The organism is Halomonas alkalisoli (assembly GCF_021412585.1).
Lineage (GTDB): Bacteria > Pseudomonadota > Gammaproteobacteria > Pseudomonadales > Halomonadaceae > Halomonas > Halomonas alkalisoli.
Genome location: NZ_JAKCMI010000023.1, coordinates 323261 through 349776, shown reverse-complemented (window position 1 = coordinate 349776; position 26516 = coordinate 323261). Strand labels below are relative to the sequence as shown.

15 protein-coding genes are annotated in these 26516 nt (G+C 64.6%); 3 read left to right on the top strand and 12 right to left on the bottom strand.

The features are described from left to right. Nucleotides 1–31: 31 nt before the first annotated feature. Nucleotides 32–1261: a bifunctional glutamate N-acetyltransferase/amino-acid acetyltransferase ArgJ gene (argJ, locus tag LY622_RS10125; protein WP_234290771.1), complete on the bottom strand. Its 1230-nt coding sequence runs from the start codon at nucleotides 1259–1261 to the stop codon at nucleotides 32–34. Nucleotides 1262–1281: 20 nt separating this feature from the next. Beyond that, nucleotides 1282–4023, bottom strand: a complete 2742-nt coding sequence (gene secA, locus LY622_RS10120) for a preprotein translocase subunit SecA (protein ID WP_234290770.1) — start codon at nucleotides 4021–4023, stop codon at nucleotides 1282–1284. 625 nt (nucleotides 4024–4648) lie between these two features. Here secA and LY622_RS10115 point away from each other — a divergent pair. Beyond that, on the top strand, nucleotides 4649–5074 hold the full coding sequence (locus LY622_RS10115; protein ID WP_234290769.1) for a DUF721 domain-containing protein: 426 nt from the start codon (nucleotides 4649–4651) through the stop codon (nucleotides 5072–5074). Here the strand turns inward: LY622_RS10115 and LY622_RS10110 are convergent. From LY622_RS10110 to LY622_RS10100, 3 genes are all read right to left on the bottom strand, one after another. Continuing rightward, nucleotides 5071–7098: a CocE/NonD family hydrolase gene (locus LY622_RS10110; protein ID WP_234290768.1), complete on the bottom strand. Its 2028-nt coding sequence runs from the start codon at nucleotides 7096–7098 to the stop codon at nucleotides 5071–5073. The two genes, LY622_RS10115 and LY622_RS10110, sit on opposite strands and share 4 nt — an antisense overlap. A 45-nt stretch (nucleotides 7099–7143) precedes the next feature. Continuing rightward, nucleotides 7144–8445 carry an ATP-grasp domain-containing protein gene (locus tag LY622_RS10105; RefSeq protein ID WP_234290767.1) on the bottom strand — a complete coding sequence of 434 codons (1302 nt, stop codon included), beginning with the start codon at nucleotides 8443–8445 and terminating at the stop codon, nucleotides 7144–7146. Between the two features lie 134 nt (nucleotides 8446–8579). Beyond that, nucleotides 8580–8840, bottom strand: coding sequence for a hypothetical protein (locus LY622_RS10100; RefSeq protein ID WP_234290766.1), 261 nt, complete (start codon nucleotides 8838–8840; stop codon nucleotides 8580–8582). 319 nt (nucleotides 8841–9159) lie between these two features. On the opposite strand from LY622_RS10100, the gene LY622_RS10095 reads away from it, so the two are divergent. Beyond that, a complete protein-coding gene (locus tag LY622_RS10095) occupies nucleotides 9160–9462 on the top strand; it encodes a winged helix-turn-helix domain-containing protein (protein WP_234281544.1) in 303 nt (100 codons plus the stop codon). Between the two features lie 14 nt (nucleotides 9463–9476). Then, entirely contained in the window at nucleotides 9477–10553 is a 1077-nt protein-coding gene (locus LY622_RS10090; RefSeq protein WP_234290765.1) for an alpha/beta hydrolase, read from the top strand. 98 nt (nucleotides 10554–10651) lie between these two features. Here LY622_RS10090 and LY622_RS10085 read toward each other — a convergent pair whose 3' ends face one another. From LY622_RS10085 to LY622_RS10055, 7 genes are all read right to left on the bottom strand, one after another. Then, the gene (locus LY622_RS10085; RefSeq protein WP_234290764.1) at nucleotides 10652–19153 is read right to left on the bottom strand and encodes a GH36-type glycosyl hydrolase domain-containing protein; all 8502 of its coding nucleotides are present in this window, start codon (nucleotides 19151–19153) and stop codon (nucleotides 10652–10654) included. Nucleotides 19154–19159: 6 nt separating this feature from the next. Beyond that, on the bottom strand, nucleotides 19160–20146 hold the full coding sequence (locus LY622_RS10080; protein ID WP_234290763.1) for a universal stress protein: 987 nt from the start codon (nucleotides 20144–20146) through the stop codon (nucleotides 19160–19162). Between the two features lie 417 nt (nucleotides 20147–20563). Beyond that, nucleotides 20564–22375, bottom strand: coding sequence for an acyl-CoA dehydrogenase C-terminal domain-containing protein (locus LY622_RS10075; RefSeq protein ID WP_234290762.1), 1812 nt, complete (start codon nucleotides 22373–22375; stop codon nucleotides 20564–20566). Between the two features lie 215 nt (nucleotides 22376–22590). After that, entirely contained in the window at nucleotides 22591–23043 is a 453-nt protein-coding gene (locus LY622_RS10070; protein WP_234290761.1) for a MarR family winged helix-turn-helix transcriptional regulator, read from the bottom strand. A 91-nt stretch (nucleotides 23044–23134) separates the two neighbouring features. Beyond that, the gene (locus LY622_RS10065; RefSeq protein WP_234290760.1) at nucleotides 23135–23902 is read right to left on the bottom strand and encodes an SDR family NAD(P)-dependent oxidoreductase; all 768 of its coding nucleotides are present in this window, start codon (nucleotides 23900–23902) and stop codon (nucleotides 23135–23137) included. A 20-nt stretch (nucleotides 23903–23922) separates the two neighbouring features. Further along, nucleotides 23923–25593 (bottom strand): AMP-binding protein, encoded by a 1671-nt coding sequence (locus LY622_RS10060; RefSeq protein ID WP_234290759.1) that lies wholly within the window; start codon nucleotides 25591–25593, stop codon nucleotides 23923–23925. Nucleotides 25594–25852: 259 nt separating this feature from the next. Further along, nucleotides 25853–26458, bottom strand: coding sequence for a TetR/AcrR family transcriptional regulator (locus LY622_RS10055; protein ID WP_234290758.1), 606 nt, complete (start codon nucleotides 26456–26458; stop codon nucleotides 25853–25855). Between the last annotated feature and the right edge of the window lie 58 nt (nucleotides 26459–26516).

The window sequence follows — 26516 nt, the reverse complement described above, 5'->3', positions numbered from 1 at the left end:
GCACGGGGTTGTTCGTCTGCCAAGCTCGCCCTCAGCTGCGGTACTCGGCGTTAATGCTGACATAGTCGTGGGACAGGTCGGACGTCCAGACCGTGGCGCTCTCCTCGCCACGCCCCAGGGAGATACGAATCACGATCTCCTCCTCGCCCATCACCCGACTACCGGCTTCCTCGGTGTACCCTGCCGCCCGGCCACCGTACTCGACCAGGCGAATGTCGCCCAGGTCGATGGTCACTCGCGTCACGTCGAAATCCTCCACCGGTGCCCGCCCCACCGCGGCGAGGATGCGCCCCCAGTTGGCATCGGAAGCGAACAGCGCCGTCTTGACCAGGGGCGAATGGGCAACGGTGAAGGCGACATCCAGCGCCTCCTCCCGGCTCGACGCCTCGTTGACCTGAAGGGTCACGAACTTGGTCGCCCCCTCGCCGTCGCGAATGATCGCCTGGGCCAGCTCGGTCATCACACGCTGCAGACCATTGCGGAACACGGCGATCTGCTCGTCGCTGGCCACTTCGGCGCCTCGCCCCGTGGCAATCAACATGCAGGCATCGTTGGTGGAGGTATCCCCGTCGACGGTGATGCAGTTGAAGGAGCGGTCCACTGTCTCACGCAGCAGTGCATCCAGCAGCGGCTGCGCAATGGCGGCATCGGTCGCCACGAAGGCCAGCATGGTGGCCATATTGGGCTTGATCATGCCCGACCCCTTGCTGATGCCGTTGATGACCACCGTCTGCTCGCCCATTTCCAGGCTCACGCTGGCGCCCTTGGGTCGGGTATCGGTGGTGAGGATGCCCTCGCCGGCCTGCTGCCACGCCTCGGCACCCTCGTCCAGGGACGACAGCGCCGCCGGCAGGCCGCCCAGCAGCCGATCCATGGGCAGCGGCTCGCCGATCACCCCGGTGGAGAACGGCAGGACGGTATCCTCGCTCACGCCGGCCAGCCGAGCCAGCTCGGCGCAGGTGGCCTGGGCATCGCGCAGCCCCACCTCGCCGGTGCCGGCGTTGGCGTTGCCGGTATTGACCACCAGCAAACGGGCACCTTCGCCGCGGGCCTGGCATGCGGCCAGATTTGCCTTGGCCACGGTAACGGGGGCGGCACAGAAGGCATTGCGGGTGAAGCTCCCCGCCACCCTGGCTCCCTCGGGAATCTCGATGACCACCAGATCCCGCCGTCCAGGCTTCTTGATGCCCGCCATGGCGGACCCCAGGCGCAGCCCGTCTATAGCCGGCATCGCCGGAAAACGTGTCTCACCCACAGCCATCCTGTCGTCTCCTGTCTTGGTCAGCTCAGCTGGCCGCAGCACTGCTTATACTTCTTCCCCGAACCACACGGGCAGGGATCGTTGCGACCGACCTTGGGTCCTTCGCGACGAACCGGGCGGCCATCGGCACCCGGCGCCATGGCCGCCGGCGCACGCTCGTCGCCCTCTTCAGCCGGCGGAGCGTCATGCCGGCTGTTGGCTGCGGCCTTCTCACGCTCCAGCGCTTCACGCCGCTGGCGTTCCAGCTCGTCGACTTCCTCGGGCTTGCGCACGTGTACGTGACTGGTAACGCGGGTGATGTCCGCCTTGATATTGGTCAACAGCGTCTGAAACAGCTCGAAGGACTCGCGCTTGTACTCCTGCTTGGGATTCTTCTGAGCATAGCCGCGCAGGTGAATACCACGACGCAGGTGATCCATCGACTGGAGATGCTCCTTCCAGCGAGTGTCGAGTATCTGCAGCATGATCTGCTTCTCGAAGCGACGGATCAATTCCGCCCCGGCCGCCTCGACCTTCTCCTCGTACCCCTTGCGATGCATCTCCCGCAGGCGTTCGCGCAGCTGCTCCTCATGGAAGCGGTCATCCTGCTCGGCCCACTCCACCACCGGCGCGTCGAGGTTGAACTCACTGCGCAAGTGCTCCTGCAGCCCTGGCAGGTCCCACTGCTCCTGCAGGCTCTGGGGCGGCACGAAGTCGCTGATGGTCTGCTCCAGGACTTCGTCGCGAATGCCCAGCACGTTCTGGGAGACGTCGTCGGAGGAGAGGATCTCGTTGCGCTGCTCGTAGATCACTCGCCGCTGGTCGTTGGCCACGTCATCGTATTCGAGCAGCTGCTTGCGGATATCGAAGTTACGGCTTTCGACCTTCTTCTGGGCCCGCTCCACGGCATTGGAGACCATCTTGTGTTCGATGGCTTCGCCACGCTCGAGGCCCAGCGCCTTCATCATGCGCTGCACCCGGTCGGAGCCGAACAGGCGCATCAGGCTGTCTTCCATGGAGAGGAAGAAGCGGGTCGAACCCGGGTCGCCCTGGCGGCCGGCGCGGCCACGAAGCTGGTTGTCGATACGCCGTGATTCGTGGCGCTCGGAGCCGATCACATGCAGGCCACCCGCGGCCAGCACCGCCTCGTGGCGGACCCGCCACTCCTCCTTGAGCTGCGCGATCTGCTCCTCAGTGGGATTCTCGACCTTGGCCGCCTCAGCCTCCCAGTTGCCGCCCAGCACGATATCGGTACCGCGACCGGCCATATTGGTGGCGATGGTAACGGCGCCGGGCCGGCCGGCCTGGGCGATGATCTCGGCTTCGCTCTGGTGCTGCTTGGCGTTGAGCACGCTGAAGGCGAGACCTTCCTCCTTCATCAGGCTGGCCAGGTACTCCGAGGTCTCGATGGATGCCGTGCCCACCAGCACGGGGCGCCCCGCCTCGGTCTCGGCCTTGACGTCCTTGATGATCGCCTCGAACTTCTCCTCGGCGGAGAGATAGACCAGATCGTTCAGGTCCTTGCGGATCAGCGGCCGGTTGGTGGGGATCACCACCACATCCAGCCCATATATCTGCCGGAATTCGAAGGCTTCGGTATCGGCGGTGCCGGTCATGCCGGCCAGCTTCTCGTAGAGGCGGAAGTAGTTCTGGAAGGTGGTCGACGCCAGGGTCTGGCTCTCGCGCTGTACGGGCACCCCCTCCTTGGCCTCCACCGCCTGGTGCAGGCCCTCGGACCAGCGGCGACCCGGCATGGTCCGGCCGGTATGCTCGTCGACGATCACCACCTGGTTCTCGGCGACGATATAGTCGACGTCACGCTGGTAGAGGTGGCGAGCGCGCAGCGCCGAATGCATGTGCTGCAGCAGGTTGAGGTTCTGGGCGGCATAGAGCGAGTCATGCTCGCCCAGCAGCCCCTCCTCGCGCATCAAATCCTCGACCTTGTTGTGGCCCGACTCGGTGATCTCCACCTGCTTCTGCTTTTCCTCGATCAGGAAGTCGCCGCTGACCGGGACGTCCGGGTCCTCCGACACCTCGCCCTTGACCAGGTGCTTCGCCAGCCGGTCCACCACCTGATAGAGCTCGGTGTTCTCGTCCACCGCACCGGAGATGATCAACGGCGTGCGCGCCTCGTCGATCAGAATGGAGTCCACTTCATCGATGATGGCGTAGTGCAGACCCCGCTGTACCTTGTCCTCCAGCGAGAAGGCCATGTTGTCGCGCAGGTAATCGAAGCCGTACTCGTTGTTGGTGCCGTAGGTGATGTCGCTGGCATAGGCCGCCCGCTTCTCCTGGGAGGTCTGGCCGGCGTAGATGGTGCCCACCGACAGCCCCAGGAACTCGTACAGCGGACGCATCCACTCCGCATCACGGCGTGCCAGGTAGTCGTTCACGGTAACCACGTGCACGCCCTTGCCCGGCAAGGCATTGAGATAGACCGCCAGGGTCGCGACCAGGGTCTTGCCCTCGCCGGTCTTCATCTCGGCGATGCGCCCGCGGTGCAGGGTCAGGCCGCCCACCAGCTGGACATCGAAATGACGCATGCCCATCACCCGCTTGCTCGCCTCGCGTACCGCGGCGAAGGCTTCGGGCATCAGCGAATCGAGGGTCTCACCGGCGGCCAGGCGTTCGCGGAATTCACCAGTACGCGCCTGGAGTGCGGCATCGTCGAGGGCCTCGAACTGCGATTCGAGAGCGGTCGCCTCGGAGGCCTGGCGGTGCATTCGCTTGACTTCACGGTCGTTCTTGGAGCCGACGACCTTGCGTAAAAGAGAGTTGATCATGAAACGTCCAATATCGGCATATGACAATCGGCCAGTAGTAAAAGCGGGCATGGCATGTCGCCAAGCCCCCACCGGCAGGAATCGATGGCTTCAGAGGTGGTGTCGCGCGACGGGTGGACCGCGGCGCGTCAGGACGTCATGAGCGGCGGGCCAGCACCGCCAGGGTGGCATCCGCCGCGGAGGTCGAACACGGCACGCCACGACCCTTGGCTTGCGCCGCGGCCAGTGGGGCAGCGCCCGTCGGCGTGCCACGTAACGGCAGCGGGCGCGCATCAGCGTTGGCGCCAGGATACAGGTCTGGACCACGCGTTCCGCCAGCCGCAGGGTCTCCGCCTGGCTCAGCCCGGCGGGCAGCAGGCAGCTCACCAACAGGCCGGCCAGCCACCAGCGCGAGCGCTGTCGGCGGCGCGCCGCCGCTCCCGCGTTCGTAGCGGCGACGGAATGGCCTTGTGGCTGGTCGGTGGTCATGCTGTAGCGTATCTCCCGAGCGTGCTAGGCTTTGCCGTAACCACGGGCGTTGGACATCAGAACAGCGGCCAAGGTCGCAATCGGCAACCTGGAGAAGGCCTCTGCCCCCGAGAATAAGCCCATGAGTATAAAGGTTAAGCGTTCACGCGCACAGCCCATGTCTCGTCTGCTGGGTGGCGGCGGCGAATTGGCGCCGCTGATGCGCACCGCGAGGCTGATCGCGCGCGCCCAGCAGCACCTGCGGGACCACCTGCCGGATGAGGTGGGCGAGCACGTCCACGTCGGGGGATTTCGCGAAGGGAAGCTGACGATCATCACCGACCGTGCCGTGTGGTTGACCTGGCTTCGCTACGAACAGCAGCGCCTGCTCACACTGCTGCATCAGCTGCCGGAGTTCGCCGCGGTGACGGGGTTCACGCTCAAGGTGCGGCCGGTGCGGCCGCTCAAGGTGCCGGCACGCCAGGTGCGCCAGCTGCCGGCACCCGCCGCCGACGAGATCGCCGCCTGCGCCGCCGATACCGAGAACCCCCGCCTCAAGCGCGCCCTGGAACGGCTCGCCTCCCACGCCCAGCCCCGCGACTAGACCAGCCTGCGCGGGATGGTGTAGTCCCACGTCCGCGAATAGACCCGCCGCTCCCCTTCATAGGCATCCAGGGTGGCATGCAGGAGAAACTCGGAAGCCGTGGAGGTCTGCACGGTGCGCGTCACGGTGCTGACCTCCCAGTCGTCCCGCTTCAGCGAACGTTCCCAGACGCTCTCGCCACTCACGGAGTCGAAGTCGTCGCCCCGCGAACGGTAGCGCTCCACGGCCCGGGTAGTGACCTCCAGGCCGCTATCCTCGAGCCGCACCGTGCCACTGTCATTGACCACCTCCAGGGTCGACACGTCCTCGGCCAGGTCGCGATGCACGTACCAATTGTGATGCTCCGGCTCAAGCTGCGTAGAGGGAAGGGTCGGAGCCGCCTCCGCTTCGTCGAAGCGTGCCAGTTCCGCATCCTCCTCCCGCGGCCGACGCACGGGCAGCAACAGTGCGCTGCCCTTGTCGAAGACGGTCAGCCGGACAGGTTCGGGGGGCGGCCAGGCCAGCGGCCAGTAGGAGGTGGAGAGCGACAGCCGGAGCCGGTGGCCACGGGGAAAGACCTGGGCCACGTCGTTGAGCTGAACCCTGACCCGGTATCGGCGGCCGGGTTCCAGGGGCTGCGGGTCGGCATGGCTATCACGGTGGGTCAGGTTCAGCAGGCCATAGGTGACGCGAGTGGCCTTGTCGTCGGGAGCCACATCCGAAAGGCGAACCGCCACCATGGCCACGGGTCGGTCGGACGCCACCTCCAGCTCCACCTCAGGAGCCCCCATCGTCTCCACCGTCTCCTCGAGTGGTGGGCTGTCGAAGGTCAGGGCGCCGCCATCCTCTTCCCGCTGGTCGTGGGCCAGGTCCGGACCGGCGGCATAGGAACACCACTTGCCGGCAAAGAGGCCGCAGGTCAGCGGCGATTGCACGGTCAATGCCGTTTCCTCTCCGGGTCGCCCGTCGTCCAGCGCCAGGCGGCGCCCCGGAGTCAGGGGCAGACGCCAGCTCTCGATATTGGGGGACGGCCAGGCCGGCTCCGCCACCCAGCGTCCCGGGCGATGCCCGTAGCGGGTCGTCGGCGGCACGCTGTCCTGCATCCAGACCCGTATGGCCGGGTCGTCCTCCACCCCGGTGGCCTTCCCCTTGAGCCAGCGGTCCCACCAGCGCAGGCACTCCTGCAGGAAGCCGATGGCGGGTCCTGGCTCGCCGATATGGGGATACTTATGGCTCCAGGGCCCGATCAGCCCCTTGCACTGCTCGGGCAAGTGGGCAACCAGCCGCTTGACCGCATTGGAATAGCCGTCTGCCCAGCCACTGGCGGCTAGCACCGGCACCTCCACCCGGGAAAAGTCCTCACAGATGGAACCATGCTGCCAGTAGGCATCGCGATGGGGATGCTCGAGCCAGGTCGCGAGCCACAGGCCGCTCCCCTCGAGGCGCTCGTGCCACATGTCGCGCCAGGCATCGCCCACCACGGTCGGGTCTGGGGGTAGGGAGTTGTAGGCGAACATGGTGGAGGCCCAGGAGAGATTGTCTCCCAGCAGGCACCCGCCCATGTAGTGCACGTCGTCGGTATAGCGGTCGTCGGTGGAGCAGACGGTGACCACTGCCTTGAGCGCGGCCGGCCGCCTGGCGGCGAGCTGTAGCCCGTTGAAGCCACCCCAGGAGATGCCGATCATGCCGATGTTACCGTCGCACCAGGGTTGGGCGGCAATCCAGCGCAGTATCGCCTCGCCATCCCGCAGCTCCTGCTCCAGGTATTCGTCCTCGAGCACGCCGCCGGAGTCGCCGCTGCCGCGCAGGTCGACGCGCAAGGAGGCGTAGCCATGCCCAGCAAAATAGTGGTGGTGCATGGCATCGCGCTTCGCCGAGCCGTCGCGCAGCCGGTAGGGAATGTACTCGAGGACGGCTGGCACCGGGTCGTCGTTCGCGCCCCTGGGCAGCCAGAGGCGCGCATTGAGCCGGATGCCATCGGCCATGGGTATCCAGACGGGATCCCGGCACTCGACCGAATGGGGGAAATCGTTCACGACTCGCATCGGACCCTCCCGTCTCTGTGAAATGGCGGTCCCTCGGTTACCGATTCAATCCGTGGCGATCGGCTCGATATCGAACGGCAACATCTCCCGGCACTGCTCGATGCGGGAGAGCATGTCGCCATGGGACTCGCCACCGATGAAGAGCACGCCAAGCTCATAGGAGAAACTGTCCTGATGCAGCAGCGTCGACAGCCGCATGCCCTCGCTCACATTGAGCTCGACCTTCGCCCCGGGAAACGTCTCCTCGACTCGCCGCACCTCCTCCTCGGTCGGCATTCGACGAACCACGCCATCCTCGAAGACGCGCAGCATCTGCTTGGCGGCGACGGGATACTGGCCTTGCCGGTAGGGCAACCGCGGCTTGATGCCAAGCGCCGTGTCGACCATCACCTGAAAATGTGGCGAACCATCCACCAGTTGATAGATGGCGGCGTGGGAGCGCGATAGGCGAGAGTTGATCTCCAGCACCCAGATACGGTCGCTCTCCTCCTCGTGATAGAACTCGATATTGAAGGGGCCGTTGTCGAAACCGAGCTGCTTGATGACGGCACGGGCATAGCCGATCATCCGCTTCTGCACCGGCTCGGGCAGGCGAGAGGGATATTCATAGCGCAGCAGCACCGAGCGATGGGTTTCATCGCGGACGGAGTCGATTATTCCAACCCCGGTGAGATGCACCTCTCCGTCCTGTACGTAACCCTCGAGGGTGCACTGATTACCCGCAGAAATGATGGTCTCCGCGATGCAGTGATGCCCGGTCACCCAGGCCACATCCTCAGGCAACGTCGCGTAGGAGCAAACCTCATCGAAGGGTTTGCCGAAGCGGCCGATTCCCTGTCGAATGCGCGGCAGGACCTCACGCAACTGTTCCGGCGTGTCGATGTAAAATCCCAACTGGGAGGAGTGGGCCTTGATCGGCTTGATCCAGAATGGGTAGTCGATCTCGAGCTTTTCGACGGCAGCGTCATCGAAGGGGTCCACGGCCTCAAAGGGCGGCACGCACTCGGGCATGACACGCTTTTGTTCGACTCGGCTCCAATACTTGTGCTCGCACTTCAACACCGCTTCGAGGGAGGGCCCGGGGAGCCCCAGTCGCTGCCTCAGTACCGGTACCAGTGCACTGGTCGGAAAGTCCCAGTACCCGACGATGGCATCCACGGAGCCGTCGAAACGCGCCAGCTCATCCAGCGCATCGGTCACCAGGCGCTCGAAGGGGTACTCAGCGGCATGAACCACCTCGTCGAGGGACAGCAGGCCATGAAAGGAGTAATCCTTGGCATGGTTGAGCATCGGCAACAGATGCCTGCCCAGATCATCATAGCCGACCACGAAAACATTCCAGCTCATCGGTCCTGACCCCCTTGTCGAAAAGCCTCCCTTTCCTTTTCATCAAGTACGGGCTTGATTGCCGGCCGCCTTGCCGGAGCCGGCCAGTGTCGGCAGACAGGCTATTTCAATCGATAGCGTTCAATCGATAGTGCTCATTCCAGTCGATAGGTATTACCCTCGACCTCGACTTCCTTGATGTCGGCAAACGAGACCATCACGCCCTGGATATCGCCGGGCTCCCCGTCGTGCTCAGTCAGCGTCGTCTCGGGAATGACCTTCACCCCCGTTGCCCCGACATGCTGAACCCGCGCCGAGAAACGCTTGCCCTCGCGCTCCACCACCACTCGCTCACCGAACACGCAGCGCCCTATCTGAACCAACAGCTCGGCTTCACTCACACGATTGACGGCCATGTCTCTCCTCCCTGATTCGTTTGCCCTTCATTGCTTGCCTACATCCAATGACAAGCGAAAAGCTCATGAATTCACCCCGCTGCCAGGAACCTGCCGGATTTGACCGATCGTCGCGAGAAATCTGGATTAGTCGATCAGCGTCAAGTCCGACAGTACTCCTAGTACTGTAGGCAATTCTCCCGACCTCCACCCGGAACCGAACCACCCTGGATACCGGTGGCTAACCCACCGGCGCTGACGCTATCCTTGACCGACTCTCGTCAGCTCCTCATGGCCCTGCGCACAGTTGATTGACACAGCACACTCCCAGGAAGCCCACATGCCCCTCAGCAAGACCCGATCCAGCTTCTATCGTCGCCTCTACGTGGCCCACCTGGTCAGGACCGGCATCGCCAGCGTGCCGGCCATCATCGAGGCAACCGGCATGCCGAGACGCACCGCCCAGGACACCATCACGGCTCTGGAGGAACTTGATATCCGCTGCGAGTTCGAACCCGAGACCGGCGGAAGGCACAATATCGGACGCTATGTGATACGCGACTGGGGCCCCATCTCCCCGGAATGGGTCTCCGCCCATGCCGACCGGCTTCGCCAGGTACTCGACTACCCTGCCATACCATGAGCCGTATGCGTTCCATGCCGCCGCTACCGCTGCAACATCGCCCGTGCAGGCGCGTCTGGCTGAAGGTCGCCGGGCTAAGGCCCGCCTTGCTGATGGTCGCACTGCTGTCTGCGGGCGGCTGCGCCAGCAATGCAACGCTGCAGTCGCCCGGCCCGGGCGCCGAGGAGCCAAGGCTCACGACACACCAGGTCGTTGCCGACGATGGCTACCAGCTCCCGCTACGCCATTGGCCCGCACAGGACGAAGCCGGCAGCGTGGTCCTGGCGGTACATGGCTTCAATGACCATGCCGGTAGCTTCGATGTGCTTGCCGACGCCCTGACCCGCCAGGGCGTGGAAGTCTATGCCCATGACCAGCGTGGCTTCGGCACCACCGAACAGCGCCGCCTGTGGGCGGGGCATCAGCGACTGAGCGATGACGTGGCGCTGCTCGCCGACCTGCTGCGCGAACGCCACCCCCACACGCCGCTCTACCTGATCGGCAAGAGCATGGGGGCGGCTATCGTGATACTCGCCATGACCGATGACGACCCTCCCCCCGTGGATGGCAGCGTATTGATCGCCCCCGCCGTGTGGGGGCGAGAGGCGATGCCATGGTATCAACGGATGGGCCTGTGGCTCGGCGTTCGCCTGATACCGCAGGTGTCCTTTTCGGTACGCACCACCCGGCGCATGGGAATCGAGCCCACCGATGATGAAGCGATCAAGCGTCAGTTGGCCCAGGACCCACTGATCCTGCGCAGCGCCCGCGTCGACACCCTGGCCGGCTTGACCCAGGCAATGGGAAGGGCCCTGGAAGCCGCCAGCGAACTGCCTGGGCCGACACTGATCCTCTATGGCGACGAAGACCAGGTCATCCCGGCCGAGGCATTCTGCGCGTTGCTGGAGAACCTGCCTGAACCAGGTCCGAACGAGACACCTGGCTGGCGCATGGCGCTCTACCCGGACGGCTACCATATGCTGACCCGCTATACGCAACGCGCTCGCACCGAACAGGATATCGTCGCCTGGCTGGCCAATCCGGCAGGCCCCCTCCCCTCCGGCGAGGAAGTGAGTCGCGAAGAAGCAAGGGCAGCGTTATGCAATGGTTAGGCGAAAACACACCAATGTGGCGCAGGGTATATAGGGTTATAGTGCCCAAGGTGTCCAGCGACGGGGATGATGGGCTTGATCCCGGCTCACCGCATCGCTTACCGCGCCGTGTCGGGTGATCGCTCGACCTCCGCATCGGGCATGGGCACTATCCGAACCAGCACCTCGACGGTCCTTCCGTCATCCGGGAAATCGATAGCCCTCCCCGAACAAGGCAGGCCATCTACGCTGAGCCGGGGGGCTCCCTCGCTCAGTCCCTCGGGCTTCTCGACACGAATCACCAGGCTACCACCGGGGCGCTCGAGACGTGCCTCGAACCCGGTCCAGGCCGTCGGCAGGCATGGTGCTATTTCAAGCCTGCCCGAGACGAGCCGCAAGCCCAGGATGTATTCGACCGCCAGCCTCCAGCTCCAGCCGGAAGCGCCGGTGTACCAGGTCCAGCCGCCGCGCCCCAAATGCGGCTCGACCCCGGCGATATCGGCAGCGACCGCGTAGGGTTCGGTCAGGTAGCGTCGGACCTCGTCGAGCGACCGCGCGTGCAGCGCGGGATTGAGCCGGTCGAAGACCTGCTTGGCGCGATCGCCTTCGCCAAGCTGGGCAAAAGCGATACCGAACCATGCGGCGGCATGGCTGTATTGCCCCCCGTTCTCGCGGATACCGGGCGGATAGGCCTTGATGTAGCCCGGATCACGAAGCGTGATATCGAAGGGTGGCGTGAGCAGGCGCACCAGCTCGTCGCTGTCGCGCATCAGTTCCTGCGCGGCGTGGTGCATGGCGCTTCGCGCCCGCTCGGGGTCGGCGGCCCCAGAGAGCACCGCCCAGGACTGTGCGATCGAGTCGATCCTGCACTCCTGGTTCGATGCCGCACCCCAGGGCTGGCCATCGTCGTCCAGCGCACGCAGATACCAGTCCCCGTCCCAGCCAGCTTTTTCCACCGCCTCGGTCAAAGCTGTCATCCGCCCACTCCAGTGCGGCATCAGATCCTCGCGCCCCGCATCGGTGCAGAGCTTCAAAAAGCCACGGATGGTGGAAATCATGAACCAGGCCAGCCAGATACTTTGCCCCCGGCCCTTGGCGCCGACCCGGTCCATCCCATCATTCCAGTCACCGGTTCCGATCAGCGGCAACCCGTCGGCGCCCAGTCGATACGCACGTTCCAGCGCACGTTCGCAATGGTCGAACAGTGGCCAGGAATCGGCTGTGGCATCGAAAAGCGCGTAGTGGTCATGCTCCTGCTGCCCCAGCGGCGGACCAGTCAGGAAGGGCGCACCCTCGGACAGGATCGCGACATCGCCGGTGGCGGAGACATAACCGGCGGTGACATGGGGCAGCCACAGCAGGTCATCGGAAAAGCGAGTGCGCACCCCCCTACCCAGGGGTGGGTGCCACCAGTGCAATACATCGCCCTCCTCGAACTGATGGGCAGCGGCGTACAGGATGTGGCGGCGGGCCAGGTCCGGCGCTGAGTGCAGCAGCGCCATCACATCCTGCAACTGGTCCCGGAACCCGAAGGCACCGCTCGCCTGATAGAAACCCGCGCGGGCGAACAGGCGCGAACTCAGTGTCTGATACGGTAACCAGCGATTGACCATGAGATCGAAGGCCGGGTCTGGCGTCGCGACCTGCACCGTGCCCAGGCGACCCTCCCAGACCCGTTGCAGACGAGTGAATTCGGCCAGGCTCCGCGCCGGATCCTGCCAGCGCAGGACGAGTTCGCGTGCGGCTTCGCCGGTCACGCCCTGCCCCAGGACAAACACCGCCTCGGCCGTCTGGCCCGCGGGAATATCTAGATGCACTTGGAAGGCGCCGCAGCAATCCCCGTTTGCATACCGGCACTCCCCCAGGTCCCAGCGCCTCAAGGCGTCGGGTTGGCGCATGTCAGCCCCGGGGCCCAGGAATTCAGAGCGCGATGTCGTCAGGCTGTGTGGTGCCAGTGTGCTGGTCAGGAAGGCCTCACGGTCGGCGAACTCGGCGTTGCGGGTGTTGCGCGCCAGGATCGCGTGGGTGTCGGCGTCATAGCGCGCCGCGAGCATCGGGTCGGCCTGCCCGGCGACACCGCCCAGCAGCCAGTCGGCAAAGTAGGTGGCCGTTATCCGCCGCGTCTGTCCGCTGGGGTTGCGTAATCTCAGCCGGACCAGCTTGACCGGCTCGTCGACCGCGACGAAGGCCAGGAGTTCTTGCTCCAGCCCTTCGCCGGTGCGTTCCCATATCGTATAGCCGATGCCATGGCGCACCCTGCATGGACTGCCTCCGCCAGAAGGCAATGGTGTCGGTGTCCAGATCTGCGTGGTCATCTCGTCACGCAGGTAGATCGCTTCCGCCTGCAGGTCGCAGACCGGGTCGTTGTGCCAGCGTGTCAGGCGGTTCTCGCCGCTGTTCTCGGCCCAACTCCACCCCAGACCGGCCTCCGTGACGATGCTACCAAAGCTCGCATTGGCCAGCACATTGGCCCAGGGCGCCGGGGGCGGGACTTGCCCCTGGAAGGTGATGTCATACTCGCCGGTGTCGGGACAGAAACTGCCAAAACCGTTGGCCAGAAGTCGCTCAGACGGTTCACTCAGCGGCGGCAATTGCGGCCACTTCCACGCCCCCATCGGCTCGAAGACAGGACGCTCGATAGGCGTCTGCCGATACAACTGACGCTCCAGCGAACTGCCGGCGGTATCAAGAATGAGAGCCGCTACCGCCTCGATCACCTTAGCAGGCCTCTGATTGCTCGGATCCTGCGACACCAAATGCACCCCGCCCCGATGCCCCATGAGCTCCTGCGCCCCGGCATCGCGGACGCCCTCCATCAACCGGTCGCGCACCGGCTCGACATAGCCGGGTATCCCGCTGTGCAGGATCACGAGATCAATCCGAATGCCGCCGTCGCGCCATAGTCGATGCGCCGCCAGCAGGGTGGCGAACAGTGCCGTGCGATGCCCGTCACCCACGCGAACTGCCAGGATCGGATAATCGCCCGAGATACCCAAGGCCCAGAGGTCATGCTGTCCGGGCAGTGTCTCGCCCTCTCCACGCATGGCCGCCCTGCCAGGACCCTCGGGCCGCAGCAAGGCGGACAGAAGCGCCTGCACGGAGGGCAGATCACTGGGCATCAAGCCGCGCCGGTGGACATCGCCTGCCACCTGGGCACCCGCCGCATGCAGGGCCCAGTCGAGCGCAGTCAGTGTGGTAAAGCGCTGGGCGGTTTCCTCGGCGGCGACTCGTGTGTCGGCCGCGATGGTGACAAAGGCCAGGCTGCAGCTCAGGTTCGGCTCGAGAGTCAGGTCGGCCTGCAGCGCGACCACCGGGTCGAGAACCCATCCGGTCCCTCCCGCTAGCGTTCCTGCGCGGAGTGCCGCCGGCCGACGTGCATCACCGTGGCGCCCGAGAAAGACGCGTCGATCGGTCTCGAAGCCAATGATGGTCACCTCAGGAGCGTCGCAGACCAACCGATGCAGCAGCACCGGTGAACGTTTGGCAGGATCTAACGGACGCCGGATGAATAGCAGCCCCTGCAGCTCGGCTAGATAAGAGCTGCCCACGAAGAGCCGGCTGAAAGCGGGATGACGAGCGTGATCGGCGGCGGGAGCCAGAATCACCTCGGCGCAACTGGTCAGTGAAAGATGCCGTGGCCGGTCTGTTTCGTTCACCACGGTGATGTAACGAATTTCGAGATCATCGCCAGGCGCCACGCTGACAGTCATGCTGACGGCGATACCGTGCTCACGGTGCTGGAATTCGACCTGATGCTGATGAAACACCACCCGCCAGGGGTCGCCGCCCTGTGTCTCGAAGGGGTGGTCACCTAGGCTCCAGAGGTAGCGGTCATGACGGTCCTGCAGGTAGAGCACATGACCACCGATACCGGCCTCGCCCGTGCCACCCAGCGCTCGCATGAGCAGGTGGCGATGCCAGCCGAGGCTACCGCCGGCCGCACTGGTGACCATTCTGGTCATGCGCCCGTTGCCCAGGGCATGAAGGCTACTAAAGCCACCCCATGTCCTGGGCACCCAGGGGTGCAGGGCGGGGGCTGACTCCTGGCGCCGGTCACCGGGGACGGCCGCGTCCTGATCGCTTGGGCGCTCGAGCGGGGCTTCCCAAGGCACACGCTCACTCAGGAGCAGTTCCATCGTCGCCACATGCGGGTCGCTGTGAAACCAGGTCACCAGCCTGTCGTTGCACAGCACATTGCCGAGCGCGGCAAGGCTCATGCCGTGATGATGCGCCATATAGGACCGCACCATCGTAAAACCACCGACCACCGGCACCCGCTCAGGCGTGAAGTCCACGGCCTCGAAGAAGCCAAAGCGACCCAGGGCGCCCAACTCCACCAGTGCATGCAGATTGGCCAGGGCGGCCTGAGTGCGGACCGGCAGCGCCAGTAGCGTTGCATACGGCGCCACCACCCGGTCGAGCGATAGCCCGCGCCGCGCTCCCAGCTCCGGCACGCCGAAGGCACGGTAGCGGTAGCGCTGCTCGGGATCCTGCTCAGCGTATCCGGACTCCGACATGCCCCAGGGGATGCCGAGGGCTTCGCCATGCTGGCGCTGAATGTCGACCGCCGTGCGATCGCTTTCGTACATCAAGGATTCACGATAGGAGCGCATCAACAGTCGCGGCATGAGGTATTCGAATATGGAGCCGCTCCACGAGACGAGTGTCAGCCCACTCGACTGCCGGGTGACCGGTCTACCGAGATGGAACCAGTGCTCGAGGGGAACATCGCCCTTGGCGATGGCGAAATAACTTGTCAACCTCGCCTCACTGGCCAGCAGGTCATAGTGGTTGGCATCCATCCGCCCCCGACTGACGTTGTAACCGATGAAGAAAAGCCGACTGGAAGCATCATAGAGAAAGCCGAAGTCCATTCCATGTGCCCAGGCGCTGGCGCGCTGTGCAATATCATCGAGCGCCAGATCCAGCCTGGCATGCGCTGTGGCCGACTGCGAAAGCGCAGCGTCCAGCGTCTCCACCCAGCGCGTAGCCACCGGGTCTGTGCAAGCATGCCCGTGGTCCGCCAACCATCGCCGAACCGCCTCCATGGCCGGTGCCACCTCGCCGAGCGAAAGGTGCACCGACAGCTGCTCCGACAGGCTGCGAGCCAGTTCGGCGCAATCAGCGGGCGGGCTTGCGGCGAGCAGGCGCCAACCCTGGAGCGACTGCAGGTCTCGATGCATGACGGCAATGTGGTGGCGTGTCCGCTCCAGCCAGACCTGCACCTCGCGCAAGCTATCGTGGGGCGTGAAACCGGCACGGCTTATCAGGTCACGAAGGCAGGCCTGAAACTGCGGCAATCGTTGATCACGAAGATCGTCAAGCAGTGCCGACCACCCGTCGGGGGCATCGCACCCCTGCCCTATCGTTTCCCGCATCTCGTCGACTAGCGCGACACAGCCACCAAGGCTCCCGCCTGGATCGTCGACCTCGCCCAGGGACTCAGCGAGCAGTTGCAGCGCGTCATCCAGCCCATTCCACTGCTCGGGCAGGAAGGCCGGCCCACACTGTGCGTCGAGGCAGGCCTGCTGCAGCGTGATCAGGCTGACGGCGAGGTTGCCACTGTCGACGGTCGAGACATAACGTGGTTCAAGCGGGGTCAACTGCTGTGTCTCGTACCAATTGAGGAGGTGACCGCGGTGCCGCTCCAGCCGATCCATGCTATCGAGCATGTTGCTAAGACGCTCGGTCAGCTCGGGCAGCCCCACATGCCCCAGCCGCCAGGCGGTGAGCGAAGAGAGCATCAGCATCCCGATATTGGTCGGTGAGGTACGGTGGGCGGCGCCAGCCTGCGGCGCCTCCTGATAATTGTCCGGCGGTAACCAGTGATCCTCTGGGCGCACGTGGGTTTCGAAGAACAGCCAGGTGCGCCGGGCGATGAGGCGTAAAAAGGCTCGCTCCGCTTCGGGCAGGACGTCTTCAGGCGCCTGGCGCCGGCGCCCCAGGCGCCAGGCGATCTCGGGCGCCGCCACCCACAAGGCGAGCAACGGCACCGCCCCTGCAAGCGCTCCCGGTGCAGCCAGTACCATCCCCAGGGTGACGAGAGCGGCCAGGGCGGTCGCTGGCCACATTGCCTTCCAGGCTCTATGGCGATTGTCCTCACTGTCCATGCGAGCGGCTACCTGGGCCGCCGTTCTCCATTCCAGCAGATGCCGCCCGGAGGCCAGCCGCCACAGGGTTCGCCCCATGGCATCGCCGGCAATGACGGCATCGTTGAGCAGGAAGGTCACCATCAGTACCCAGCGCCCGAGCTGTTCGCGCAGCTGCCGCAGCGTGCCACGTACCGCACCGCGACGACGGCCCCGGGCAAAGCCGGTGACCAGATCGGTGAACAGATGCGCCGCCAACGGCAGTACGGCCAGCGCGGTCCAGACCCAGGGGCTGCCGGACAGCACGAACCACCCAGCCAGTGCCAGCATCACGAGGCTGATCGGCACTAGACTGCGACGCAGGTTATCCAGCAGTTTCCAGCGGCCCAGCGCCGAGAATGGACTACGTAGCCGCCCTCCATCGGGGCCCGGCACCTGTCGGCCGAGCCAGGGCAGCAACTGCCAATCGCCTCGCAGCCAGCGGTGCCAGCGCGCCGCATGCTCCAGGTAGTCAGCGGGAAAGCTCTCATAGACGACGATATCGCTGGTCAATCCCACGCGCCCATAAAGCCCCTCGAGTAGATCATGGCTGAGGATGCGATTCTCGGGCATGCAGCCTTCCAGAGAGCGGCTGAAGGGTTCGACCTCATAGATCCCCTTGCCGGTAAAGCTGCCGACACCGAAGAGATCCTGATAGACATCCGAGACCGCCCGTGAATAGATGTCGATACTGGCGTCCCCGGCATAGAGCCGGGCGAACCGCGACCGGGTTGCCTCCAGAGGAGAGATCTCCACGCGCGGCTGCAGGATCGTGTATCCGGCCTCTACCCGCCCAGTTTCGGGATGGAACCGGGCGGTGTTGAGGGGATGCGCCAAGGCACCAACGAGGCGTTTCACCGACCCCGGCGACAGCCGTGTGTCGGCATCGACCGTCACCACGAAACGCACGCCACGCAGCGCCTCGGGAGCCCCGGCGGTCAATGAGTAGGAACCAAGATCACCGCGGAGGATGAAGGCATTGAACTGCTCGAGCTTGCCGCGCTTGCGCTCCCAGCCCATCCAGCAATCTTCGGAAGGGTTATAGCACCGCGGGCGGTGCAGCAAGTGGAAGGCGCCCTGGCCGCCACCGCCGCCATGGCGAGTATTGAGGTCTTCGACCGCGGAAACGAGTGCCGCCTCGATGGCCACATCTCCCGGGGTCACCTCGGCATCGGCGTCGGCAAGGTCACTCAGCAGCGCGAACTGCAGCATGGGGTCCGGGTTGGCCAGCCAATGACGCTCCAGCTGCTGGGCGAGTCGCGACACGTCTGAGGCATGGTCAACCAGCACCGGCATGGCGATCACCGTGGCGTGATCGGCGTCAATACCATTGCGAAAATCGAGCTTGGGAAGGGTGCGAGGAGGAACCCATTGCGTCACCAGGGCGTTGACGAGTGCCACGCCCAGCAGCGAGGCCGGAAGCAGCGCCAGCGCAAGACCGGCAGCCAGTTGCAATGCATCCGCACCGCCCCACCAGAGGTAGAGCGCGATGATCCCCAGGGCACCCGCTGACCCAACCCCCAGGCTGGCTGCATAAAGCGGACCGGCACTCCGCCTCAGCCGCCGACGCCAGGCATCTCCGAGGGGAAGGTGCACTCCGAGCTGCGCCTCGAACTCCCGCCGCCCCTCGTCGAACAGCCAATAGCCCACATGGGACCGCAACGGATCGCCATGCTCCTCGCGACATCTCATCACCAGGAACTCGGCAGCTCGCCACTCGGACATGTCGCCATGGCTCGCCAGCGTCTCGATTGCCCGGCGATAGGCATCGCGGGTCTCGAAATCCATGCGTGGATAGACATTCGCCGGATCACGCCGCAGCGTCGCTTCGATCAAGCTGGTGCGATCAATCACGTCCTTCCACTGCAACGTGGAAATCACCATCAGGCCCGACAGTGCACGCGCGATACACTCGGTATCGTCGAGAACTTCAAGCGCAGGCACCGCGACGGAGATCCCGAGTGGAGAAGTCACCGTAGGAAACAGACGACCCCAGGCGCCGATCAGCACCTCCAGGCAGACCAGCCGTAGTATCGTCGGCAGGGCCCAAAGTTCGGCGATGTTGAGAGGCGACCTTTCCTGGTAAGCCTGGAGAAAGTCAACGCACAGTGACAGCGACAGCTGCAGGCGAGAGGCCTGGAGCAAGCCATGTACCAGGGCGTAGATGCGTGGCTTTCCAGCTTCCACGCCGTCCCAGGACTGCGCAAGGGGCGGTAGCCTGCGATAGAAACTGCCGGGCATGTCCTGCGCCACCTGCCGAACGGCACGGCGGGCATGGTAATGATTATCGAGCAGCCACTCCGCTGCCGCGAGGTTGTCGGGGCCACGCTCTCGCGCCGCGGCTAGTGCCATCGGTATCCAATCACGTATCGCGTGAAGCCCGGACAGGCTGGCCAGGGCGCGGGGCGATCCCGAGCCACAATGGTGCAGGTCGGCGATCTTGCGCGCCGAGGCATCAATGGACAGGTCTGCCGGCGTGTCCTCGGGCTGCATGACCTACTACTCGAATGCAGAATCAGCTGCACGGGAGGAAGCCGATCCACCATCGCTTGTGGTCTGTTTCAGCTGGCCGGGCCAAGTTACCAGAACCGGAACCGAACTGTGCCCCGCCAGATAGGCCACGACATTGCCATAAGGTAGATCGCTGATGCGGGCACGACCATGCCCCCAGGCAGAAAGCACTAACAGATCGAAGGCGTCGTCGCGCATGACTTCGTCGATACCGCTGCGGGGGTCGACGCCCAGCAGCGCCAAGGTGCGCACCTTCAAGCCCTGATCGAGTAGTTCGTCGCCCATCCGCTGCAGATAATTGCGCGCAATGCATTGGTCGCGTTTCACGAAACGCTGCCGCAGGTCGATGTCTTCCGGTTCGAACAGCAACGCCGATGTCAAATCTGGTGGCGTGGTGATATGCACCAGCACCAGTTCGGCGCCGGTGGCATGGGCCAGACGCTGGGCAGTAGGCAGTGCGCTTTCCGACCAGCAGGAGCCATCGAGCGGAACAAGAATGCGCTGGTATTTCGGCGCTTCGTTGCTCGACTCGGGCAGAGGCACGAGCAGCACGCGTCCCTCGCCGCGCTCCAGAACCTTACGCACATTGGCACTCAGGCTGGTGTGCCCACAGAGACAATGCACACCCATCACAACGAGAGCAGCCTTCTGCAACCTGGCCGCACGGCAGATCTCGTCGCCTGGTAGGCCTTCGAGCAGGGTCAGATTGGGAACCGTCGTCAGCCATGTACTGGCGGCGAGCCGCTCCAGGGTAGAGAGCGCCTCATGCCGACGAATCGCCCAGTCCACCGGGTCCGGCAGGCCGCTGGTTTCCGGAACCGGATCGATCACCCGCAGCAGAGTCAGTGGTATCTGAAATGCACGCGCCATTGCATCGGCATGCACCAGCAACCGGGTGGCATCACGCGAAGTGTCGACGCAGGCCAGCACGGATCGATCAGGGGGGAAGGATTCCGGTGCGGCTTCCGGGGTCATGCCGGTTCGCCCGCGGGGCGCCACGACTTCCGGGACATCATCGTGTCCTGACATGGGTGACGAACGCTTGGATGTAGTCATATCGAGCACCCTCGCGAAACGATGTAACGGGGAACGGCACACATACCTACTGTCCCCTTAGCCAAGAAGCCGGCTCCCGGGCACAGCAAATTACTGATGTAACTAACTGTAATATCAGCGAAAAAAACAGTCGTGATATCGCAAGGCGGACCCACATCAGTGTAGTCGATTCTCGTCGACGCGACCGGGCCTGCTCACGGCCAGACATGGAAAAATGTCCTGCTTTCGGCCATGGCAACCACAGCCAGGAAAAAAGCGATGAACAAAAAAGCGGCGGGTAAATGCCCGCCGCGAAACGATCAGAACAGCGCTGACCGAGAGAGATGCCTGGTTGGATCAGATCTCGAAGCCGCGACCGAAGTCCTCGGAGGAGAGCGCCATCAGCGGCTCCGCCCCGGCCTGCACCATGGCGGCATGGGCGCGGGTGCGCGGCAACAGGCGAGCGAAGTAGAAGCGAGCGGTCTTGATCTTGGCTTCGTAGAAGGCCGCATCGTCGCTGCCGGCGGCGAGTGCCGCTTTGGCCTGCTTCGCTGCCCGGGCGAAAAGGTAGGCCAGGGTCACGTAGCCCGAGTACATCAGGTAATCGACGCTGGCGGCGCCCACTTCCTCGCGATCGGCCATGGCCTTCATGCCGATACCCATGGTCAGCTCGCCCCATTCGGCGTTGAGCTTGGCCAGCGGCCCGGTGAATTCGGCCAGCTCGGCGTTATCGGCCTCCGCCTGGCAGAACTTGTGGATCTCCTTGGTGAAGACCTTGAGCGTCTCGCCCTGGCTCATCAACACCTTGCGGCCGAGCAAGTCGAGGGCCTGAATGCCCGTCGTGCCCTCATAGAGCCGGGTGATACGCGCATCGCGCACCAGCTGCTCCATGCCCCACTCCTGGATGAAGCCGTGGCCGCCGAAGACCTGTACTCCTTCGTTGGTGGCTTCGAAGCCCACCTCGGTCAGGAATGCCTTGACGATGGGCGTCAGCAGGCCCAGCAGTACCTCCGCCTGCTCGCGCTCGGCGGCATCCTGGCCATGCTCGACGATATCCAGCATCTGGGCGGTATAGAGCACCAGCATGCGGCCGCCTTCGGCGAAGGCCTTCTGGGTCAGCAGCATGCGACGCACGTCCGGATGGACGATGATCGGATCGGCGGGCTTCTCGGGCGCCTGGGGGCCGGAGAGCGAGCGCATCTGCAGGCGGTCACGGGCATAGGCCAGGGCGTTCTGGAAGCTCGCCTCGGTCAGGCCCAGGCCCTGGATGCCCACGCCCAGGCGCGCCGCGTTCATCATGGTGAACATGCAGGCCAGTCCCTTGTTGGGCGGCCCCACCAGGTAACCGCGGGAGCCATCGAAGTTCATCACGCAGGTGGCGTTGCCGTGGATGCCCATCTTGTGCTCGAGGGAGCCGCAGGAAACACCGTTGCGCTCGCCGGGGTTGCCGTCGGTATCCGGTAAAAACTTGGGCACCACAAATAGAGAGATGCCCTTGGAGCCCTCGGGGGCATCCGGCAGCTTGGCCAGCACCAGATGGACGATGTTCTCGGCCATGTCATGATCGCCGGCGGAGATGAAGATCTTGGTGCCGGTGATTTCGAAGGCACCGTCGACGGTGGGCACGGCACGGGTCTTGATCAAGCCCAGGTCAGTGCCGCAATGCGGCTCGGTCAGGCACATGGTGCCGGTCCAGACACCTTCCACCAGCTTGGTCAGGTAGGTGGCCTGCTGCTCCTCGGTGCCGTGATGGCGCAGGGCATCGGCGGCGCCGTGGGAGAGCCCCGGGTACATGCCCCAGGCCAGGTTGGTGGCGCAGATCATCTCCGAGAGCACCATGGCCAGCGAGTGCGGCAGCCCCTGGCCGCCGTGCTCGGGGTCGGCGGCCAGGCTCGGCCAGCCACCCTCCACGTACTGTTGGTAGGCCTGCCTGAAGCCCTTGGGCGCCTTGACCTCGCCGCCCTCCAGCAGGCAGCCCTCCTGGTCGCCGCTCTGGTTCAGCGGCAGCAGCACCTCGCGGGCGAAGCGTGCGCCCTCCTCGAGGATAGCGGCGACCACATCGGGAGAGGCTTCCTCACCACCCGGCAGGCGGGCGTAGTGAGCGGGGTAGTCCAGCATCTCGTCCATTACGAAGCGCAGGTCGCGCAGGGGGGCCTGATAGTCGGGCATCTCTACTCTCCACAAAGGGTCGCCACAGAAGGTCGCCTGAAGTTGGGCGTAGGCGGCGGCAGCCGCTTTCAAACATGTGTTTGAAACTAGCCTGCCACAGCCGGAGAGTCAAGCGCTCGTTTGAGTCAGTCTTGGCGAACTAGCCTAAAGGCGCATGCTGCTGTGGATGACACTCTCACGTTGCGCTTGCGTATCGAGGTTGGGGTGGTGGTGCCTCAGGGCATCGCCTCCTGGAGTCTCGCGCGCAGGGCCTCCAGCCGCTCCTTTAGCGCGTTCAGGTCGTCAAGGGACTCGCCGCTGGCCATCACCACGCAGTCGGGGATCTCCTCGGCGCGTGTGCGCAGCGCCCTGCCGGCGTCGGTGAGGAAGAGTTCGACGACCCGCTCATCGGTGGTACTGCGTACCCGCCGGAGCAGACCATCGGCTTCCAGGCGCTTGAAAATGGGGGTCAACGAACCGGTATCGGTCATCAATCGACGACTGATGGTGCCCGCGCTGAGGCCATCCTCTTCCCACAGCGCCATCAGAATCAGGTATTGGGGATAGGTGAGGCCCAGCGCCTGGAGCAGGGGCTTGTAGAACTTGGTCATCGAGAGGGAGGTGGAGTAGAGGGCAAAGCAGAGCTGATGGTCGAGTTGAAGCGTGGAACAGGTGTCGTTCTGGGCCATGGCTGGCGCTCCGTTTTATTATTCGCACAATAATCTAGCGCGCCAGCCAATTTATGCCAAGCCCTCATTCCTCAGCGCTTTTCAAACGGTACTACTGCATTCGAATCCCGCCATCCAGGCGGATCACCTCACCGTTGAGCATCGGATTACCGATGATCTGTTCGGCCAGGCGAGCAAACTCATCGGGCTTGCCGAGTCGCTTGGGGAACGGCACCGAGGCTGCCAGGGCCTTGGCGGCTTCATCGGGGATCTCGCTCATCATCGGCGTCTGGAACACCCCAGGCGCAATGGCCATGACGCGAATGCCATGCCGCGAGAGTTCACGGGCCGCCGGCAGGCTCATGCCCACCACCCCTGCCTTGGAAGCGCTGTAGGCGCACTGCCCCACCTGGCCATCGAAGGCGGCAACGGAGGCGGTATTGATGATCACGCCGCGCTCACCGTCCTCCCCCGGCGCGTTGCCGGCCATGGCGGCTGCCGCCAGGCGCATGACATTGAAGGTGCCCACCAGGTTGATCTGCACGGTACGGGCGTAGGCGTCGAGATCGGCGGGATTGCCCTCACGGTCGACCAGCTTGGCGACGCTGACGACGCCGGCACAGTGCACTACCCCCGCCATGCCCTTCTCGCCTCCCAGCGCCACGGTGGCATCGACCGCAGCCTGCATGTCGGCAGCAGATGTGACATCGCCGCGGCAGGCCCGAGCGGCCGCGCCCAGGCGTTCGGCGTGTGCCTCCACGCTGTCGCTGAGGTCGCACAGCACCACACGTCCGCCGGCGGCAACGATGCGCTCCGCGGTGGCCGCCCCCAGCCCGGAGGCGGCACCGGTGATCAGAAAGGTGTTGTCCTTCAGTTGCATCTAGTGTGTCTCCACAGCGTTCATTTGGCGGCTTCTGTCTCGGCCTTCTCAGCGGCATCGGCGCGCAGCTTGAAGCGCTGTATCTTGCCGCTGGGCGTCTTGGGTAGTGTATCGACGAATTCGATCACGCGGGGGAATGCGTGGGTGGAAAGCCGCTCGCGCACCTGCTGACGGATCTCGTCGGCCAGCGCATCGCTTGCCTCATAGCCGTCGCGCAGCACGATATAGGACTTGATGATTTCGCCACGAATCTCGTCCGGCTGCCCCACGGCCGCGGACTCCGCCACCGCCGGATGGGTCATGACCGTGTTCTCGACATCGGTGGGACCGACCCGGTAACCGGCGGTGGTGATGATGTCGTCGTCGCGGCCGGCGAACTGGAAGGTGCCATCCTCGTTGCGGATCACCACGTCACCGGTCAGGTAGTAGCCCTGGGCGAAGGGATGCTTCTCCTGCCAGGTATAGCCGGCGAAGAAGTGAGCCGGAGAGCGTTCGATATCCACCGCCAGCACGCCCGGCTCGCCCGGGGGCAGTTCGTTGTACTCGGCATCCAGAATCGCCAGCCGGTAGCCCGGCATCGGCACACCCATGGCACCGACATGCTTGGGATGCGCCAGGGCGTGGTGGTTGCAGCAGGTCATGCCGGTCTCGGTCTGGCCGTAGTGGTCCATCACCGGGCAGCCCAGCGAGCGCTCGACCCAGGTCACCACTTCGGTATTGAGCGGTTCGCCGGCAGAGCTGGCCACCCGCAGCTCGAGTGCCTCATGAGCATTGTCGAACAATCCCGATGCCTTCATCAGTCGGTAGGCGGTGGGAGCGGCTGCGAAGTTGGTGATGCGATGGCGCTTCATGAAGGCCATGGCTCCCTCGGCGCTGAACCCGGCTTCGCAGAAATGAGTGGTGACGCCCAGCAGCAGCGGCCCGGCAATGGCGTAATAGAGGCCATAGGCCCAGCCCGGGTCGGCCATGTTCCAGAAACGGTCGTCCTCGCGCAGGTCGATGGCCAGCTCCATGTAGAGCGCGAAGGCAGGCATGCCGGAAAGCGGCACCGCCACGCCCTTGGGCTTGCCCACGGTGCCGGAGGTGAACATCTGCAGGAAGGGGGCATCCGGCGCCAGGCGGGGCGGCCGGGTTTGGATGGGCGAGTGCGCGAGGGCCTCGCTCCAGTCCAGGTCATTGCCATGATCAGTACTGGGACCACCCACGGCAAGCACCGCCGGGCACTGGCTCAGGCCATCGAACTTGAAGCGGTTGCCATGATCGGTAATCACCAGCTTGGTGTCGGCGCGCCCGAGGCGATAGTCCACGGCATCCGGGCCAAAAGCCGTAAACAGCGGCTGGTAGACCGCCCCGATACGCCAGGTCGCCAGCACCGCCACCAGCAGCTGCGGGGAGCGGGGCAGCATGCAGGCGATCCGGTCGCCCACCCCCAGGCCCCGTTCGGCGAGCCAGCCGGCCAGCTTGGCACTTTCTGCCTCCAGCTCGGCATAGGTCATCCGGTTGACGTTACCGCTGGCATCCTCGTGCACCAGGGCCAGCACATCCCCGCGCCCCGTGCGCAGGTGCTGGCCACAGCAGGATTCGAAGGCGTTGAACTTGCCGTCCCGATGGTCGTCGAGTCGGGCAATGACCTCATCGATGGAAAAGCGCTCGAGAAAGGCGGAATACTCGGGAAGGGAATGGGTGCTCATTTACTGCCCTCTTGTGCTCGGGACCCGATTCGGCACTGCGCCTCGCCGACCGGCTTGAGGTGTCCGGATGGCGCGCAACGTGAACCGTCTGGTCCTTTGTGCTTGTTGTCGTTGGCAATGGGTGACGCGTTTGGCTTGCAATGTCTGCCTTGCCTACTTCTGGATAGATGCAGTTGACGTAAGCGTCAACCTAGCAAGCGCTAGGTACAAGCTAGAAGCAAAGCGGTCCAAGGGCAACCCCCTCGACGACTCCGGGAGCCTATACCTTGGTCGACCCCGCCTGGGCGGCCTGGGTGGAAGGAGCGATCATGGCGATCAATTCATGGGCCAGGTCCTCGGGCTTGCGGGGACCCTCGGGGTCGTACCAGCGTACCGTCCAGTTAAGCGCTCCCATGACGAATCGCGACACCAGGAAGCGGTCACCACGGATCAGGCCGCCATCCAGGGCCTCATCGATCACCGCTTCCCACAGCGCCTCATAGGCGTCACGCAGGTGGCTGAGATGTGCGCGGGCCTCGCTGTCCAGGCGACGCCACTCATAGAGCGCCACCACATGGGCGTTGCGGTCGGTCAGCAGGGTTTCCAGATGCGCTCGGGCCATGGCATGCAGACGCTCCTCGGGAGAAGCGCCGCACTGCTCGAGCGCATGTCGCGCCAGCGAGAGGGCGTTCTGGGTCCCCTCCTCGATCACCGCGGCGAGGATCTCCTGCTTGTCGCGAAAGTGGTGGAACAGGCTGCCGGACTTGATGCCCATCTCCTGGGCGAGCATACGCACCGTCGTCCGGTCGAAGCCCTCCTGCACGAACAATTGGGCGGCCAGACGGGTCAATTCCTTGCGGCGGGGGGACTCGTTAACGACATTCATCGGGTTTACACTAGCGCTTGCTTGGTTGATCTTGAGAAAAACACAGCCCCGCCGACAG